Annotated in this window: 15 protein-coding genes and 1 pseudogene; 11 read left to right on the forward strand and 5 right to left on the reverse strand. The window is 65.3% G+C overall.

All coding sequences use genetic code 11. The features are described 5' to 3' along the window. Positions 1-12: 12 nt before the first annotated feature. Positions 13-1815: an ABC transporter ATP-binding protein gene (locus AC0L2F_RS31595; protein ID WP_473251055.1), complete on the reverse strand. Its 1803-nt coding sequence runs from the start codon at positions 1813-1815 to the stop codon at positions 13-15. A gap of 118 nt (positions 1816-1933) precedes the next feature. After that, positions 1934-2947 (reverse strand): UDP-glucose 4-epimerase GalE, encoded by a 1014-nt coding sequence (gene galE / locus AC0L2F_RS31600; protein WP_247290164.1) that lies wholly within the window; start codon positions 2945-2947, stop codon positions 1934-1936. Between the two features lie 125 nt (positions 2948-3072). Between galE and AC0L2F_RS31605 the strand changes: the two genes are divergently transcribed. The 3 genes from AC0L2F_RS31605 to AC0L2F_RS31615 all read left to right on the forward strand — a co-directional run bounded on the left by AC0L2F_RS31605 (position 3073) and on the right by AC0L2F_RS31615 (position 4965). Beyond that, positions 3073-4110 carry a glycosyltransferase family 4 protein gene (locus AC0L2F_RS31605; RefSeq protein WP_473251056.1) on the forward strand — a complete coding sequence of 346 codons (1038 nt, stop codon included), beginning with the start codon at positions 3073-3075 and terminating at the stop codon, positions 4108-4110. Between the two features lie 382 nt (positions 4111-4492). After that, complete coding sequence (locus AC0L2F_RS31610) at positions 4493-4774, forward strand: DUF1902 domain-containing protein (RefSeq protein WP_007612471.1); 282 nt, start codon at positions 4493-4495, stop codon at positions 4772-4774. Next, complete coding sequence (locus AC0L2F_RS31615) at positions 4771-4965, forward strand: type II toxin-antitoxin system HicA family toxin (protein ID WP_007612469.1); 195 nt, start codon at positions 4771-4773, stop codon at positions 4963-4965. The genes AC0L2F_RS31610 and AC0L2F_RS31615 overlap by 4 nt, the downstream gene beginning before the upstream one ends. A gap of 9 nt (positions 4966-4974) precedes the next feature. Here AC0L2F_RS31615 and waaF read toward each other — a convergent pair whose 3' ends face one another. After that, on the reverse strand, positions 4975-6063 hold the full coding sequence (gene waaF, locus AC0L2F_RS31620) for a lipopolysaccharide heptosyltransferase II (protein ID WP_473251057.1): 1089 nt from the start codon (positions 6061-6063) through the stop codon (positions 4975-4977). A gap of 173 nt (positions 6064-6236) precedes the next feature. Here waaF and rfaD point away from each other — a divergent pair, with 173 nt between their 5' ends. The 6 genes from rfaD (at position 6237) to AC0L2F_RS31650 (ending at position 14188) form a co-directional block, all read left to right on the forward strand. Further along, positions 6237-7217 carry an ADP-glyceromanno-heptose 6-epimerase gene (gene rfaD, locus AC0L2F_RS31625; RefSeq protein WP_473251058.1) on the forward strand — a complete coding sequence of 327 codons (981 nt, stop codon included), beginning with the start codon at positions 6237-6239 and terminating at the stop codon, positions 7215-7217. 11 nt (positions 7218-7228) lie between these two features. Continuing rightward, positions 7229-8713, forward strand: a complete 1485-nt coding sequence (gene rfaE1 / locus AC0L2F_RS31630; RefSeq protein ID WP_473251059.1) for a D-glycero-beta-D-manno-heptose-7-phosphate kinase — start codon at positions 7229-7231, stop codon at positions 8711-8713. Then, positions 8710-9999, forward strand: a complete 1290-nt coding sequence (locus AC0L2F_RS31635; protein ID WP_473251060.1) for an O-antigen ligase family protein — start codon at positions 8710-8712, stop codon at positions 9997-9999. The genes rfaE1 and AC0L2F_RS31635 overlap by 4 nt, the downstream gene beginning before the upstream one ends. A 108-nt stretch (positions 10000-10107) precedes the next feature. Next, positions 10108-12021, forward strand: a complete 1914-nt coding sequence (locus AC0L2F_RS31640) for an SDR family NAD(P)-dependent oxidoreductase (RefSeq protein WP_035975124.1) — start codon at positions 10108-10110, stop codon at positions 12019-12021. Between the two features lie 2 nt (positions 12022-12023). Further along, positions 12024-13244 carry a glycosyltransferase family 4 protein gene (locus AC0L2F_RS31645; protein ID WP_473251061.1) on the forward strand — a complete coding sequence of 407 codons (1221 nt, stop codon included), beginning with the start codon at positions 12024-12026 and terminating at the stop codon, positions 13242-13244. Further along, entirely contained in the window at positions 13241-14188 is a 948-nt protein-coding gene (locus tag AC0L2F_RS31650) for an NAD-dependent epimerase/dehydratase family protein (protein WP_473251062.1), read from the forward strand. The genes AC0L2F_RS31645 and AC0L2F_RS31650 overlap by 4 nt, the downstream gene beginning before the upstream one ends. On the opposite strand, the gene AC0L2F_RS31655 is transcribed toward AC0L2F_RS31650, so the two are convergent. Together AC0L2F_RS31655 and AC0L2F_RS31660 are read right to left on the reverse strand one after the other, a co-directional pair. After that, entirely contained in the window at positions 14176-15195 is a 1020-nt protein-coding gene (locus AC0L2F_RS31655; protein WP_473251063.1) for an MraY family glycosyltransferase, read from the reverse strand. The genes AC0L2F_RS31650 and AC0L2F_RS31655 overlap by 13 nt on opposite strands. Next, the gene (locus tag AC0L2F_RS31660) at positions 15192-16151 is read right to left on the reverse strand and encodes a lysylphosphatidylglycerol synthase transmembrane domain-containing protein (RefSeq protein ID WP_007612458.1); all 960 of its coding nucleotides are present in this window, start codon (positions 16149-16151) and stop codon (positions 15192-15194) included. Before AC0L2F_RS31660 ends, AC0L2F_RS31655 begins: the two co-directional genes overlap by 4 nt. Positions 16152-16418: 267 nt before the next feature. Here AC0L2F_RS31660 and AC0L2F_RS31665 point away from each other — a divergent pair. Then, positions 16419-16697: pseudogene (locus AC0L2F_RS31665) on the forward strand (UDP-glucuronate 5-epimerase); the annotation flags it as partial. A 7-nt stretch (positions 16698-16704) separates the two neighbouring features. After that, positions 16705-17939, forward strand: a 1235-nt coding sequence (locus AC0L2F_RS31670) for a mannose-1-phosphate guanylyltransferase/mannose-6-phosphate isomerase (RefSeq protein ID WP_473251064.1), incomplete at its 3' end; no start/stop codon positions are given.

Consider the following 17939-nt stretch of genomic DNA (forward strand, 5'->3'; position numbering starts at 1 on the left):
GTAAAAGGAACTCTATGCGGTTGCGCTGATCGGCGCCAGAGCGCCGGCGTCGTGATGTTGCAGGCGGAAGAACGACGCGTAGCGCCCGCCGCGGCGGAGCAGCTCGTCATGCCGGCCCTGCTCGACGATCTCGCCGCCCTCGACCACCAGGATCGCATCGGCGTGCATGATGGTGTGCAGGCGATGCGCGATCACGATGGTGGTGCGGTTCTGGCAGAGATGCTCGATCGCCTCCTGCACCTGGCGCTCGGACTCCGAATCGAGCGCGGCGGTGGCTTCGTCGAGGAGGATGATCGGCGCGTTCTTGATCAGCGCGCGCGCGACCGCGATGCGCTGGCGCTGGCCGCCGGACAGTTGCGTGCCGTGCTCGCCGACGGGCGTGTCGTAGCCGAGGGGGAAGCCCATGATGAAATCATGCGCGCAGGCTGCTTTCGCAGCATCGATGATTTGTTCTTCGGTCGCGCCCGCGCGGCCGAAGGCGATGTTGTTGCGGATGGTGTCGCGGAACAGATAGACGTCCTGGCCGACATAGGCGGTCTGAGCCCGCAGCGATTTTCGCGAGACGGCGCCGATCGACTGGCCGTCGATCACGATGTCGCCTTGCGTCACCTCGTAGAAGCGCAGCAGCAACCCCAGCACGGTCGATTTGCCGCCGCCGGAGGGGCCGACCAGCGCAGTGACCTTGCCGGGCTCGGCAACAAAGCTCATGCGGTTGAGGACGGCCTCACCGTTGCGATAGGAGAAGCTGACGTCGCGCAGTTCGATACGGGCATTCGAGAGTTTCAGCGCCGGCTTGTCGTCGTCGGAATGCTCGCTCGCAGGGCTGTCGACGACTTCGAGCAGCATGCGGGCGCCGACGAGCTGGCTGTTGAGGTCGATGTTGAGCCGCGCCAGCCGCTTGGCCGGCTCGGTCGCCATCAGGAACGCGGTCATGAAGGAAAAGAAAGCGCCGGGCGTGGCGTTGAGGGCGACCACGCTATAGCCGCCATAAAGCAGGCAGCCGGCGACCGCGAAGCCGCCGAGCATCTCCATCAGCGGATTGGAGCGGTTGGCGACGCGGGCCATCTTGTTGGCGTTGCGCTCGACGATCGCGATGTTCTCGTCGATGCGGGTCTGCATGGTGTCTTCGAGCGTGAACGCTTTCACCGTGCGGATGCCCTGCAGCGATTCCTGCATCGTCTCCAGGATGTCGGCGGTGCCGGTGAACTGGTTGTAGGCGAGGCCCTTGATGCGCTTCACCAGCTTGCGTAGCACCAGCATCGCCGGCGGCACCGCGACGAGGCCGATGAACGACATCACCGGATCCTGCCACACCATCACGCCGATCATGGCGAGCAGCATCATGAGGTCGCGCCCGACCGCATTGACCAGCATGTTGAGGACATCGGTGATGGACTTTGCGCCGGCCGTCAGCCGCGCCAGAAATTCGGACGAATGCCGCTCGGAGAAGAATCCGACGCTCTCGCGCATCAGCTTGGCGAACAGCTGGCGCTGGTTGGTGGCGAGGATGGCGTTGGAGATCTTGGTCAGGATCACCATGTGGCCGTACGTCGCCACGCCCTTGATGAAGAGCAGGATCACCGTGATGCCTGAGAACATCGCGATGCCCGGGATGTTCTTGTCGACATAGGCCTGGTTGATGACCTGGCCGAGCACGTAGGTCGCGCCCGCGGTCGATCCGGCGGCAAGCGCCATCAGCGCGAAGGCGACCAGATAGCGCCGCCAGTAGAGAATCCCCTGTTCCGTGACCAGGCGGCGAATCAGCACCGCTGCCGCATAGGGATCGTCAGTGATTTTCTTTGGAAACTGAGCCATCCGTAGTCCATTGACGGCACAGGAATAAGCCTGCCCGCGCGTCAGGGATCGAACGGCCTCTGTGCCCGCTAAGCCAGCGCTTTTCAAGCCCAATTAAGGGCTTGCGCTGGAATGGAATCTAGGCCGAGGCGGCGTGGCGGAGCTCGCCGTGACGCTCACGGAACAGCTTGTCCTCCCAGGCCAGCGCGTGCGCCGCGATGGTCTCGAGATCGTCGTATTGCGGCTTCCAGTCGAGCAGGCCGCGGATGCGGCTGGTGTCGGCGACCATGGTCATGATGTCGCCGGGCCGGCGCGGGGCGTATTGCACGGCGAAGCTGCGGCCCGAAACACGACGCACCGCGTCGATGGTCTCCAGCACCGAGTAGCCGCGGCCATAGCCGCAATTGAGCGTCGTCGAGGCGCCGCCGTTGCGCAAATAAGCGAGCGCCGAGCGGTGCGCCTGCGACAGGTCCGTGACATGGATGAAGTCGCGGATGCAGCTGCCGTCCTGGGTCGGATAGTCGGTGCCGAACACGTCGATCTTGGCGCGCTGGCCGGTCGCGGCTTCCACCGCGATCTTGAGCAGGTGCGTGGCGCCGGCGGTGGCAAGGCCGATGCGGGCCTGCGGATCGGCACCCGCAACGTTGAAATAGCGCAGGGTGACGTATTGCATGCCGTAGGCGGCGGCGACGTCGTGCAGCATGATCTCGGTCATCAGCTTCGACGAACCGTAGGGCGACAGCGGCCGTGTCGGCGCATGCTCGGGCACCGGCACCTGGTCCGGATCGCCGTAGACCGCCGCGGTCGAGGAGAAGATGAAGCGGTCGATGCCGCGCTTGACCGCGACGTTGAGCAGGTTGCGCGCGGTCGTGAAATTGTTGCGGTAATAGCCGAGCGGATCGCGCATCGAATCCGGCACGACCACCGAGCCCGCGAAATGGATGATGCTCTCGATGTTGTGCTGGGCGATCACGCCTTCGAGCAGGTTCTCGTCGCCGGCATCGCCAATGAACAGCGGCACGCCTTCGGGCAGATAGGCCGAGAAACCGGTGGAGAGATCGTCGATCACGACGACGTCCTCGCCGGCTTCCGCCAGCGCCAGAACCGTGTGGCTTCCGATATAGCCGGCACCGCCGGTGACAAGCACAGTCATGGTCTCACCCGTCTTCGATCAACGCTCCAAGCTAACGTTTACGTGGTGAAGAGGGGGTATCGGCGCGGCTGAACTGGTCACTATGCTTAATGTTGCGTATAGGGACTTTCGAAACGGAGCGTGGCGTGGCGAATTCCCCAAGCGATCTCGAAGTGATCGTGCCAAATCTGCACAGGCGCTATTCCGGGGTCACCGCGACCAACCGGATGGTGGCGCCGCGGCTGGCAAAGCTGTTTCGCGCCGCGTGGTTCGGCTCCGACGCGCCGGAGGGGATCGCGCGCCTGAACGGTGCCGATCTCCTGAGATTGTGGCGCCGCAAGGCGCCGGTGATCTGGCACGCGCGCCGCAACAACGAGATGATCGCGGGCGTGCTGTTGCGCGCGCTCGGCTGGCCGCTGAAGCTCGTCTTCACTTCGGCGGCGCAACGCCATCATAGCTGGATTACGCGCTGGCTGATCCGGCGCATGGACGCGATCATCGCGACATCGGATCTTTCGGGCTCGTTCCTGAAAGTGAAGGCGACCGTGATCCCGCACGGCGCCGACACCGAAGTCTATGCGCCGCCGCTCGACCGCACTGCCGCCTTCGCGGAAGCCGCGCTGCCGGGCCGCCACGCGATCGGCTGCTTCGGCCGGGTGCGCGCGCAGAAGGGCACCGATGTGTTCGTCGATGCGATGTGCCGCTTGCTGCCGCGCTATCCGGATTTCACCGCTGTCATCGTCGGCCAGGTCACACCCGAGCAAACCGCCTTTGCAAACGACCTGAAGAAGCGGATCGAGGCCGCCGGCCTGCAATCGCGCATCGTCATCACTGGCGAACTGCCGATCGAAGACGTGCAGCGCTGGTATCAGCGGCTGACGATCTACGCCTTCACCTCACGCAACGAAGGTTTTGGCCTGACCTTGATCGAGGCGATGGCGGCCGGCAGCGCGCTGGTCGCCGCGCGCGCCGGCGCGGCCGAACTCGTGGTCGAGGATGGCGTGACCGGCGTGCTGGTCCCGGCCGGTGATGCCGATGCGCTGGCAGCAGCGCTGGAGCCGCTGATGCGGGATGCGGCCATCGCAATCGCGATGGGCGAGCGCGGGCGGGCACGGGTGCTCGAACGATTCAGCCTCGATGCGGAGGCGTCACGGATCGGGGACGTCTATCGGCCGCTGCTTTGAGCCACTGCCGTAGCGGCATCAAAAACAAAAACCGCGAAAACAACCCCATGCACAGTAGCCGGTGCTAGCGGAATCAATGGTTTGGCGGCCGGTGTAATGGGCTGCTGATTTTACGAAATGGATTTGACTCGTCGGGCAAAACAGGTCTAAAGTTCATCATCGCAGGTTCGCTGTCCCCGTTGTCAGCGTACGCCCCGTCGAGCGGGAAGCCCTTTTCCTCTCGACAGCAATCCAATATTGTTGCGCACAGAAAATGCGCATCAAATCAGTGTGTTATGTTGCGGGGCGGGTTTTCCTCACTTGGCGAGACTAACTAGGGTTTAATGCGTTGTCTGGCACTCTGCTTGCTATGCGGTTGCCATGACTAGTGAGGGCTGCTTTGATGAAAGAAATCGCCGCAGAGGGAATGCTGAAAATGGGCCATCTCATCGTCGTTCGAGCGAATTGGGATACCGAAGCGTCTGTGTGGACTGCCGAGAGTTCCGACCTCCCGGGACTCGTCACGGAAGCTGCGAGCCTTGATGAGCTCGATGCGAAGTTGCCCGATCTTATTCGCGATTTGTTGGAGGATGAAGGCGCCACTGAAGGGTATGAAGTCCCCGTCGAGGTGATTGCGAGCTTCTCCAAACGCATAAAGATCGGCTCCGCAAAAGAAGCCGCATGAATAGCTTTACTCCGGAATTGAAACGAATTCTGGAGAAGGCGGGATGCTTCTTCGTTCGACGTGGGCGCGGCGACCACGACATTTGGGAGAGCCCGGTCTCAGGTATCCGCTTTACGGTCGATAACAATATCAAATCTCGGCATACAGCGAACGCAGTTCTGAAACAGGCTGGGCTGCCCAAGCAGTTTTGACCTCCACGCTCAGGTCGAAGCCCTCATCCCCGCCTCTCGCAACACCCGCTGCGCAATCTCCACCACCTCGCTCGCCGCGATATCTCGCATGCAGCGGTGGTCGTTCATCCTGCAGGTCGTGCTCTGGCAGGGCTGGCAGGAGAGCACGCTCTTGTCCTGGACCACGGTCGCGGCGAGGCCGTTGAGGGGGGCCCAGAGATAGGGGCTGGTCGGGCCGAAGATGCCCATGGTCGGTGTGCCCAGGGCGGCTGCGATGTGCATCAGGCCGGAATCGTTGGAGATTGCGACGCCGGCCGCGGCCATGGCCAGCACGCCGTTGCGCAGATCATTGCCGGTAAGGTCCCGCACCCCAGGGCCGCCAGCGGTCCCGGCGCCGCCGGCCGCGACGATCTCCTGGGCCAACCCCTTTTCCCCGGGGCCGCCGACAACCCAGACCTCGAGGCCGCGCTCGGCGAGCAGGCGGGCGGCCTCGGGATAGTAGGTCCAGCGCTTTGAGACGCCGACCGAGCCGGGGGCGAGCGCTACGGCAGCGCCGGCGCTGAGGCCGTTGGCCTGCCGCCAGCGGACGATGTCCTCGGCCGGGACCCGCAATTGCGGCACCGGCCATTCCGGCGGCAGCGGGGCGCCATCGGGCTGGGCGAGGGCGGCGTTCTTGTCGATGAAGCGGGGCAGCTTCTTTTCGCCCCAGCGCCAGCGATTGAGCAGGCCGAACCGGAATTCGCCGACGAAGCCGACCCTTTCCGGAATCCCGGCCAAAGCGGGCGCGATGGCGGCCTTCCAGGTCCGGGGCAGCACCAGGGCGGTGCCGTAGTTCCGCTCGCGCAGGAGCTTCGCCAGGCCGAGCTGGCGGCCCACGGCGAGCCGGCCGCGCGGCAGGTCCCAGACGATCGCTTCGCGCACGCCCGGCATGTAATCGACCAAGGGCGCGCATAGGGAGGTCGTGAGCAGATCGACCGGCCGGTTCGGCCAGCGCTCATTGAGGACCCGCACGACGGTGTGATTCCGGACGAAATCGCCGATCCACATGTAGGGGACGATCAGGATCGGGCGCGTGTCGCCCCGATCTGCCTCGCCACAAAGTTGCGAATCTTGGTTCATTCGTTGATAAGGCCGGGGTGCGCTGATGTGGCGGTTCGGTTAGCCGCTCCGGGCCGGCAGGTAAAGCCGGCTGAGTGGCAATCCCAAAACCGCTTACACTTTGGCGGATCATGCGCTAGGGCAGAACCGGGCCGCAAAACTTCGGGCAGGCGGAATCTGGCAGGGAAGTTGGAATGTTGCTGGTGACCGGCGGGGCCGGTTTTATCGGATCGAATGTCGTCGCCGCGCTGAACGAGGCCGGCCGCAGCGACGTGGTGGTCTGCGATTTCCTTGGCAACGAGGGCAAATGGCGCAACCTCGCCAAGCGGCAGCTTGTGGACATCGTGCCGCCGGCTGAGCTGCCGGACTGGCTGAAGGGCTGCAAGCTCGATGCCGTGATCCATCTCGGGGCGATTTCCGCGACCACCGCGACCGACGGCGACCTGGTGTTCGAGACCAATTTCCGCCTGTCGATGCGCCTCCTGGACTGGTGCACGGCGAATGCGGTGCCGTTGATCTACGCCTCTTCGGCGGCTACCTATGGCGACGGCGAGGCAGGATTTGACGACGATTCCTCGGTCGCTGCGCTGAAGAAACTGCGGCCGATGAATCTCTACGGCTGGAGCAAGCACCTGTTCGATCTCGCCGTCGCCGAGCGCGCAGCGAACGGCGAGAGGCTGCCGCCGCAATGGGCCGGGCTGAAATTCTTCAACGTGTTCGGCCCCAACGAATACCACAAGGGCTCGATGATGAGCGTGCTGGCGCGCCGCTTCGACGACGTCAAAGCGGGCCGCGTCGTGCAATTGTTCAAGTCGCATCGCGAAGGCATCGCCGATGGCGACCAGCGCCGCGATTTCATCTATGTCGACGACGTCGTGCGCGTGATCATGTGGCTGCTGGCGGCGCCGTCGGTGTCCGGGCTGTTCAATGTCGGCACCGGCAAGGCGCGCAGCTTCAGGGACCTGATGCTCGCGGCCTATGCTACGCTCGGCGCCAGCCCCAACATCGAATATATCGACATGCCGGAGCAGATCCGCGGCAGCTACCAGTACTTCACCCAGAGCGAGGTCGATCGCCTCCACCGCGCCGGCTACAATGGCGGCTTCACGACGCTTGAGGACGCGGTGAAGGCCTATGTCGGGAATTATCTCGACCGGCCCGACCGCTTCCGCTGAGGCCCATGACCATGCCGACGCCCATTCTCGATTTCGATGCTCTCGCGCAAGCCATCTCGGGCCGCACGGTGCTGTGCATCGGCGACATCATGCTGGACGAGTTCGTCTATGGCGAGGTGTCGCGGATCTCGCCGGAAGCGCCGGCGCCCGTCATCGCGGCACAGCGCAGCGAGATCCACATCGGCGGTGCCGGCAATGTCGCGCGCAACGTCGCCGCGCTTGGCGCGCGCTGCATCTTCGTCGGCCTCGTCGGCGAGGACGATGCGGGCAGGCAGCTCGCCTCGACGCTTGCGGAGCAGGGCGCCATCGAAAGCGTGCTGGTGTGCGATCCCTCGCGTCCGACCACGCGAAAAGTCCGTTTCGTCTCCGAGCATTTTTCCACGCACATGCTGCGTGCGGATTGGGAACAGGCGCAGCCTGCTTCCGATACGATCGAGACCAAGCTGATCGAAGCGATCCTGCCGCAGATCGCGCGCGCCGACATCGTGCTGCTGTCCGACTACGCCAAGGGCGTGCTGACCGCCCGCGTCATCCGCCACACCATCGACGCCGCGCGAAAACTCGGCAAGCCCGTGATCGTCGATCCCAAGAGCCTGAACTGGGCGATCTATCGCGGCGCCACGCTGCTCACGCCCAATCGCAAGGAATTTTCGGAAGCGACCCGAAGCCGCGCCGACACCCCGCAGAGCATCGTCGATGCCAGCGAGGACGTGATGCGGCTCGCCGATTGCGAAGCGATCCTGGTCACCCAAGGCGAGCACGGCATGACGCTGGTGCCGCGCAACGGCGAGGCCGTTCACGTTCCGGCGTTTCCGGTCAAGGTGCGCGACGTCTCCGGCGCCGGCGACACCGTTGCCGCGGCGCTCGCGGTGTCGCTTGCCACCGGCGCGGACTGGGACACGGCGCTGCGCATGGCCAGTGCCGCGGCCGCCGTCGCCGTCGGCAAGCAGGGCACCGCCAGCGTGAGTGTGGCCGAGCTGAAGCGAAAGATCTTGCCGCATGCCTATCTCGCGGCCGAGGAGAAGATCGTGCTCGAGCCCGGTGCGCTCGACGCGCAGCTCGCGGAATGGAAGAAGCAAGGCCAGCGCGTCGGCTTCACCAATGGCTGCTTCGACATCCTGCATCCCGGCCATGTCAAGGTGCTGACAGCGGCGCGCTCCGCCTGCGACCGCCTGATCGTGGGCCTGAACAGCGACGCCTCGGTGCGGCGGCTGAAGGGCGCCGACCGTCCCGTTCAGGACGAGCGAGCGCGTGCGGAAGTGCTGGCGGCGCTCGAAGCCGTCGATCTCGTCGTCATTTTCGATGAGGATACGCCGATCGACCTGATCACTCGCATCAAGCCGAGCGCGCTGATCAAAGGGGGCGATTACACCCGCGAACAGGTGGTCGGCCATGAGGTCGTCGAGGCCGCGGGTGGGACCGTGGTGCTGGTCGACATTCTCCAGGGCTTCAGCACGACGGCGCTGGTTCATCGCGCGCGGGGAGAGGGCAAGTGACGACGCTCGCCGGGGAGACGACCGGCCAGCTGCTGTGGCGGCGTCTGCGCAGTCCGGCGGCCTGGTCCGAGACGGTCGATCTGTTCGCGATCCTGACCGCGGCCTCGCTGCCATGGTCGACGTCGCTTGCGGCGATCTTCAATGTCCTGATGCTGCTCTGCATGGTGCCGTTCCTCGACGGCCGTGAGTTCCTGCAATCGCTCAAGCGTCCGATCTGCGCGGCGCCGATTGCGCTGGTCCTGCTCGCGCTGGTCGGGACGCTATGGTCGGACGCGGCCTGGGGCGCGCGCTTCTACGCGGTCAACCCAACGGTCAAGCTGCTGGTGCTGCCGGTCCTGCTCTATCATTTTGCGCGCTCGCCGCGCGGACATTGGGTGTTCGTCGCCTTCCTGGTGTCCTGCGCGCTGCTGTCGGTGATGTCCTGGGTCGTCGCCTTCTACCCTGATCTTGCACTCAAATCCGATCGCGTCGAGCGCGGCATCTTCGTCAAGAACTACATCGACCAGAGCCAGGAGTTCACGCTCTGCGCGGTCGCGCTCGCCTATCCGATCGTGCAGTTGCTGCGCCAGAAGCGCTACTGGATCGCCGGGCTGCTCACGGCGCTTGCGCTCGCCTTCTTCGTCAACATGGTGTTCGTGGTGGTATCGCGCACCGCGCTCCTCACCATTCCGATCCTGTTCGGGGTGTTTGCGTTGCTTCATCTGAGATGGCGCAGCATCGCGATCATCTCCGCCGCCCTGCTCGTGGGCGCGGTTCTCGCCTGGCAGGCCTCGCCGCAATTGCGCAAGACCGCCGACAGCTTTGCCAGCGACTACACGCGCTATGTCGAGAAAGGAGCGCCGACCTCGGCCGGCTTGCGGCTCGAATTCTGGCGAAAATCCCTCGGCTTCTTCGCGGAGGCGCCGGTCAAGGGGCACGGCACGGGCTCGACGCGCGGATTGTTCGAACGTGCCGCGACGCCGGGCGATGCTCTGTATCAGGCATCCGCCGAGGTGATCGGCAACCCGCATAACCAGACGCTGAACGTGGCCGTGCAATGGGGCATCATCGGGGTAGCCGCTCTCTACGCCATCTGGATCCTGCATCTGCTGTTGTTTCGCGGCGACGGGCTCGCAAACTGGGTCGGCCTCCTGGTCGTCGTCCAGAACGTCTTCACCTCGCTGTTCAACTCCCATCTGTTCGACTTCCACGAGGGCTGGATGTACGTCATCGGTGTCGGCGTTGCCGGCGGCATGGTGATCCGGGCCAAGCAGGCCGGGGCGAAGCCGGCGGAAGCCGGTTCCTGAACGGCCGGCCGACGGCAAACCTTGACCGGCAAGCCTTGACTGGCATGTCCGGCCGAGATGGGTTATCAGCGCGATCAGGTTGCATCTTACTGGATTTTCGGTCAGCGGATGACGCGTCTTTCGCATCTCACCTTGCGCAATTTCATGATCGCGCTCCACGACCTGCTGGCGACCACGGCGGCGCTGTTCGCCGCCTTCTATCTGCGCTTCGAGGGCGGCGACGGCTTCTTCGACCGCCTGCCGCTGCTGATCCAGATCCTGCCCTATTTCCTCGCCTTCAGCGTGGTCGTGTTCTTCGTCTTCAACTTGACCACGACGAAATGGCGCTTCATCTCGCTGCCCGACGCGCTGAACATCATCCGCGTCGCGACCGTGCTGACGGTTGCACTCCTGGTGCTCGACTACATCTTCGTCGCCCCCAACGTCCGCGGCGCCTTCTTCCTCGGCAAGGTGACCATCGTCCTCTACTGGTTCCTCGAGATCTCCTTCCTCAGCGCGTTGCGCATGGCCTACCGCTATTTCCGCTATACGCGGGTGCGGCGTCACGCCCGCACCGGTGATGCCGCGCCGACGCTGCTGATCGGCCGCGCCGCGGATGCCGAGGTGCTGTTGCGCGGAATCGAGAGCGGGGCGATCAAGCGCATCTGGCCGGTCGGCCTGCTCTCGCCGTCGAGTTCCGATCGCGGCCAGTTGATCCGCAACGTCCCGGTTCTGGGCGGCGTCGACGACATCGAGGATGTCATCGCCGACTTCACCAAGCGCGGCAAGCCGATCGCGCGCGTCGTGATGACGCCGACTGCGTTCGAGCCGGAGGCCCATCCCGAATCGATCCTGATGCGGGCGCGCAAGCTCGGCGTGATCGTGAGCCGCATGCCCTCACTCGAGAGCGGCGATACGCCACGGCTCACGGCCGTCGCCGTCGAGGACCTGCTGCTGCGGCCGAGCGAAAAGATCGACTATGCGCGGCTCGAGGCCCTGATCGAGGGCAAGGCGGTGATCGTCACCGGCGGAGGCGGCTCGATCGGTTCCGAGATCTGCGAGCGTGTCGTCGCGTTCGGCGCCGCGCGCCTTCTGATCGTGGAAAATTCCGAGCCGGCACTCTACGCGATCACCGAAACGCTCGCGGCGCTCGGCACCGCTGCTTCGATCGAAGGGCGGATCGCCGACATCCGCGACCGTGAGCGCATCATGCGCCTGATGGCCGAGTTCAAGCCGGACATCGTGTTCCATGCCGCCGCGCTCAAGCACGTGCCGATCCTCGAGCGCGACTGGAGCGAGGGCGTCAAGACCAACATCTTCGGCTCGATCAACGTTGCCGATGCCGCGCACAGCGCCGGCGCCGAAGCCATGGTGATGATCTCGACCGACAAGGCGATCGAGCCCGTGTCGATGCTCGGCCTGACCAAGCGCTTCGCCGAGATGTATTGCCAGGCGCTCGACCATGATCTTGCGGCGGGCCACGGCGGCGCCAGGCGGTCGATGCGGCTGATCTCGGTCCGGTTCGGTAACGTGCTCGCGTCGAACGGCTCGGTGGTGCCGAAGTTCAAGGCCCAGATCGATGCGGGCGGTCCCGTGACGGTCACGCATCCGGACATGGTCCGCTACTTCATGACCATCCGCGAGGCCTGCGATCTCGTCATCACGGCGGCAACGCATGCGCTCGGAACGCAGCGCTCGGACGTGTCGGTCTACGTGCTCAACATGGGCCAGCCGGTGAAGATCGTCGATCTCGCCGAGCGCATGATCCGTCTCTCGGGCTTGCAACCCGGTTACGACATCGAAATCGTGTTCACGGGCATGCGGCCCGGCGAACGCCTGCACGAAATCCTGTTCGCCTCCGAGGAGCCGACCCGCGAGATCGGCGTCGCCGGCATCATGGCCGCGCAGCCGAACGAGCCGCCGATGCAGACGCTGCGCAAATGGATTGCGGCGCTGGAACAGGCGATCGCGCGCGACGATCGGGCCACCATCAGGACCATCCTGAAGGACGCGATTCCGGAATTCGGGTCGACCGCGGCCTGATCATGCAGCCTCGAGGCAAGATCGTCGTGGCGAGCCAGCATTACCCGCCTGATCCGAGCACGACGGCGGCGATCATGGCCGAGATCGCCTGCCGCATCGCCGGGGATCACGAGGTCGTGGTGCTGTCGGGCTCATCAGGCGCATTGCCGGCCTCGCAGACCGGCCCGGGCAAGCCGCGCATCGTCGCCGTCAAGAACCGCATGACGGGCAAGGCGGCGCTGGTGCGGCGCGGCGCCTCCGAGCTGCTGTTCGCGATGCGCACGTTCCTGGCGTTGACACGGGAGCTGAGGCGAGGTGACGTCGTGCTCACCGTCACCGCACCGTTCATGCTGCCTTACGCGGTCGCGGCGGCGGCGAAGCTGAAGGGCGCGCGTTCGGCGCTGATCATGCACGACCTTTTCCCCGACGTGCTGGTGATGGCGGGCCTGCTGAAGCCCGGTTCGATCATGACCATGACGATGCGCGCCGCCAACAGCCTGATGTTCCGCGCGCTCAATGCCGTCATCACCATCGGCCGCGATGCGGAACGGCCGCTGCTGAGCTATTCCGGCATGACGCGGAACAAGATCCGCTTCATCCCGAACTGGGCGACGCTCGCGGCCGCACCCCGGCCGGTGACGCCGGACAATCCGTTCCGCACTGCGCTCTCGGCGGATTTCGTTGTCGGCCTGTCGGGCAATCTCGGCTTCACCCATGATCCGGAGATCGTGTTCGAGGCGGCGCGCCTTTTGAGGGCCGAGCCTGGCATCCACTTCCTGCTCTCCGGTTGGGGCATCGGCTTCGAGCGGTTGAAGCAGTTGCAGACTGAGGCGAACTTGCCCAATGTCTCCTTCGTGGGGCGGGTCGAGGATGCCGAGCTCGAGGCCTTCCTGACGGCGGCCAATCTCTGGATCATTCCGTACCGGAAGGACGTTGCGGGGGTGTCGGTGCCGAGCCGGTTCTACAATCTGCTGGCGGTCGGCCGTCCCGTGGTGCTGGTCTCCGAACCGGAGGCCGAGGCCGCGTTGACGGTGGTGGAGAACGGGCTGGGCTGGGTCGTGACGCCCGGCCGTGCCGATCAACTGGCCGAGGCGATCCGCGCGGCGTCATGCTCCGACGGTGTCCCCATTGCGGAGCGCGCGGTGAAGGCGGCGGCGAAGTTCGATCGCGTCACCGCGATGAACGCCTATGCCGCCCTCATCGACGAATTGTTGCGCAACCCCGAACTGGCGGAGCAACGATGAACGAGCGCAAGCCAGTCGTGCTGGTGACGGGTGCGAGCGGTTTCGTCGGCCGTCATGTCGTGCCCGCGCTGGCGCGCGAGGGATGGTCGATCCGCCGCGCGGTGCGCAGACCGGAAGGCTTGGACGACGAGGTCGTGATCGAAACCGTCGGACCGGAAACCGACTGGCAAGCCGCGCTTCAAGGAGTCGACGCGGTCGTTCATCTCGCCGCGCGGGTGCATCACAAGCACGAAGAGCATGCGGTCCAGCTCTACCGCAACGTCAACATCGCCGGCACGCTGCACCTGGCGCGCAGCGCGGCCACAGCCGGCGTACACCAGTTCATCTTCATCAGCACCGTTCTCGTGCACGGTCGCAGCAACGAGGGCCGCGCGCCGTTCAGCGAGGACGATGTCCTGACGCCGCGCGGTCTCTACGGCATGTCCAAGGCCGCGGCCGAAGCGGGTTTGAAGACGCTGGCGCGCGACAGCGCCATGAAGGTCTCGGTGATCAGGCCGCCGCTGGTCTATGGTGCGGGCGCCAAGGGCAATTTCGCGCTGCTGACGCGCGCAGTGAACCTCGGGCTGCCGCTGCCCTTTGCCGCGATCCGCAATCACCGCGCCTTCCTTGCCGTGCAGAACCTGTCGTCGTTCATCCTGCGCCGGCTCTCTCATCCAGATCCCGCGAGCAATTTCGAGATATTCCTGGTGGCCGACAGGGAGCAGGTCTCGACGCCCGAGTTCATCGCACGGCTGGCCAAGGCTGCCGGCAAGAACTCGCGGCTGTTCGGCATGCCGCCGGAGCTGCTCAGCACGCTGCTGAGCGTGATGGGCCGGCAGGATACGCAGGACAGCCTGATCGGTTCGCTCGAGCTCAACCTCGCCAAGGCGATTGCGACCGGGTGGCAGCCGGAGGTGTCTCTCGACGAGGGGCTGCGGCTGGCGCTGCTGGCTCAGGACGCTTGAGGACGGGAGAATCGCCGCAGCACGATGCTGATCGCGATTGCGCCCGCCAGCAGCGCGATCAACGTGATCGTCGTCGAGCCGGCGCGAGCGGTGACGATGGCAAGCCCCGCGAGCACGAGATTGAGCGCGAACACCTCCCCGATCACGCGAGAGACCGTGAAGCCATGGTCGGTGGCGCGCTGGTAGAAATGCGAGCGATGCGCCGACCAGAATTGCTCGCGCCTGGCGACGCGCCGAAACAGCGTGATGGTGGAATCCACGAGGTAATAGGCCGGCAGCAACAGCGCTGCGGCGGGCTGCCCGCGCGAGGCCAGCTCGAGCAGGCACCAGCCGAGCAAAAGGCCGATCGGCAGGCTGCCGACATCACCCAGGAAGACTTTTGCGACCGGCTTGTTGAACGGCGCAAAGCCGAGCATGGCGCCGCACAGCGTCGCGGCGATCAGCGCGGCCGGCCACGACAGCTCGCCGAGCAATCCCAGCAGCAGCAGCGCCGCGGTGACGGGCACGACTTCCGCCACCGTCATCAAGTCGAGTCCGTCCATGAAGTTGACGAGGTTCACGAACCACACGCCTGCCAGCAGGATCAGTCCGCGCTCCAGCGCGAGCGGCAGCGCCGGCACGATGCGCGCCGTCTCGGGCGTGGTGAACACGACGGCGCCGACGGCTGCGGCCTGCAGCACGAGCCGTACCAGCACCGGCAGCGACACGATGTCGTCGGCAAATCCGACCACGGCGATCAACACAGTCGCAGCGATCAGCGTCGGCGGAATCGCGACGTTCGCCCAGACTGCCCAGGCTGATGCGACCAGCAGCGTCGCTGATATCACGGCGATACCCGCACCCTGCGGGGTCGGGATGCGATGAGAGGACCGCGCGTTGGGCCGCGCCAATGCGTAACGCTGGAGCATGGGGCGGCTGGTCCAGGTGATGACGCCCGATACCAGCGCGGCAATCGCAACGGCAAGCAGCGAGGGTACGGCGCCGAGCGCATCGATGGCCGCGCTCACTCCGGCACCCCGAGCGGCGCCGATCCCTGCGCGGCTTTCTCGGCGCTGAGGATCCAGACCAGGCCGCCGATCGCGCCGACGATGAAGTACACGGCGCCGAACAGCAGCGAGACGTTGACCCCCTCGTTGGCGGCCAGCCCCGCGAAGCCGAACGCGAGGCCCATGGTGGCTTCACGCACGCCCCAGCCGGCGATCGAGATCGGCATCATCGTGATCAGCATCACCGGCGGCACCAGCATAAAGACGTCGCTGAAGCCGACCGGCGCAGCGATCGACTGCACGACGCACCAGGCGACCACGACCGCCAGCACATGCACGGCGAGCGACAGGATCACGACGGCCGGTCCGCGCGAGCGGCTGAAGATCACGCGGTTGGCGATCACGGCACAGGCGTGGATGTGATGCGTGGCCCACCAGGTTCTCAGCCAGTGCCATTTCAGCGCGCCGAAGACCAGGAAGCCGAGACCACCCGCGAGCGCCGCGAGGTCGACGAACAGCAGCGCCGAGCGCCCGTGCGGATCGGCGATGAGGCTGTAGCTCCAGGGCAGGCTCGCGACGATGATGATCGCGAGCGCGATCAAGCCGATCGCGCGATCGACGAAGATCGAGTAGGTCGCAGCGCGCCAGCCGGCGCCGGCGCGCGCGACGAGCCACAGCCGGACCGCATCGCCGCCGATCGCCGACGGCAGGGTCTGGTTGAAGAACGATCCGATCACGTTGTAGCGCATGGCCCGGCCGAGCTCGAGCGGGGCGCCGCATGCGGCGCTGACCTCGCGCCAGCGCAACACGCCGACGAAGATTTGCAGGAACGCGATGGCGATCGCCGAGCCGATCCAGAACAGGCTGGTCACGGTGAAGCGCGAAAACAGTTCGGACAGATCGACCTTGCGCAGCGCCAGGTAGAGCAGCGCTCCGGAAATCAGGATCTTGGCCGTCGACAGCAGGATTCGGCGCATTTCGCCCGCATGAACAAGGGTTTTGAAGCAACCCGACGCAGGGCGCCGAATTCGGCCGCTTTGGTATGGTTTTGGCGTCGATCTTGCAATAGCGGTGATCAGGAGCCCGAATGCAGGGCGGCGGGGCTATTGCGACCCCGTCGACGCGGAGGCTAAAGAGGCGCCGCGGGTGAAAGATCGAGCGACGGATCGGGCGAAGCAGTCCTTGGGAACAGGATGAGAGATCAGGCGATTTTGGTCACGGGTGCCGCCGATTTCACCGGCCTGGTGCCCGCGGATGACCCGGCTGCCGCAAATGCGCCGTCTAAGCTCTACAATGTCGGCAACCACCATCCGGAAGAGCTGACGCACGTCGTCGGAGTTCTGGAGCCGGAGCTGGGTCGGACGGCGATCAAAGAATTGCTGCCGATGCGGCCGGAAGACCTCTTGGAAACGTTCGCGGATGTCGATGATCTGATGCGCGACGCCGGCGTTGCACCGTCAACGCCGATCGCGCACGGAGTTCATAATTTTGTCACCTGGTATCGGGACGATTTCAAGGTTTGAAATGACGATGGACAAACGCATTATCCCCCTGATCATGTGCGGCGGTGCCGGAACGCGGCTGTGGCCGGCTTCGCGCGAGGTGCGCCCCAAGCAGTTCCTGCCGTTGTTCGGCACGCGCTCGACCTTCCAGGACACGCTGTTGCGCGTCTCGGAGGCCTCGCTGTTCGATCGCCCGATCGTCATCACCAATGCGTCCTATCGCTTCATGGTGCTGGAGCAGCTCGCCGAGATCGGCATCGAGGCCGACGTGATCCTCGAGCCGATGCGGCGCGATTCCGGCCCGGCGATCGCAGCCGGCGCGGTGTTCGCGCAGAACCGCGCGAGTGAGGCAATCGTGCTCGCGCTCGCCGCCGACCACGTGGTGCAGGACAATGCCGCGTTCGTCGCGGCGTGCCGCCAGGGCCTCACCGCCGCGAGCGCCGGGCGCATCGTCACCTTCGGCGTCAAGCCGGAACGGCCGGCGACCGAATACGGCTATATCAGCCCGGGCGAGGTCATCTCCGGCGAGGTGCACGCGGTCGCGCGCTTCGTCGAGAAGCCAGATGCGGTGAAGGCGGCCGACTATGTCGATTCCGGCTATCTCTGGAACAGCGGCAATTTCATGTTCCCGGCCAGCGTATTGCTCGACGAATACCGCAAGGTCGATGCGGCGAGCGTCGAGGCGATTTCCAATGCCGTGAGCAATGCCGGCCGCGATCTCGGCTTCGTGACGCTGGAGCCTGAGGCGTTCGGCGCGGCCAAGGCGATCTCGATCGACTATGCGGTGATGGAGAAGACCGCGCGCGCCGCGGTGGTGCCGGTGTCGTGCGGCTGGTCCGACGTCGGCTCCTGGCACGCGGTGTGGGAATTGTCGGATAAGGATGCGCAAGGCAATGCCGCACACGGCACCGCCGTGTTCGAGGATTCCCGCAACTGCAACGTCACCACCGACTCCGCGCTGGTCGCGCTCGAAGGCGTCGACGATCTTATTGTGGTCGCGACTGCGGATGCGGTGCTGGTCTCGCGCCAGAAGGATGCCAACGGGCTGAAGCGGCTGGTCACGAAACTCAAGGCGGTCGCACCGAAGGTCACCGAGGAGCACCTCAGGGTGCATCGGCCCTGGGGCAGCTACCAATCGGTCGACAATGGCGAGCGCCATCAGGTCAAGCGCATCGTGGTCAAGCCCGGCGGGCGGCTGTCGCTGCAGAAGCACCATCATCGTGCCGAGCACTGGATCGTGGTCCGCGGCACAGCCCGCGTCAC

This window comes from Bradyrhizobium sp. Ken64 (assembly GCF_055807555.1).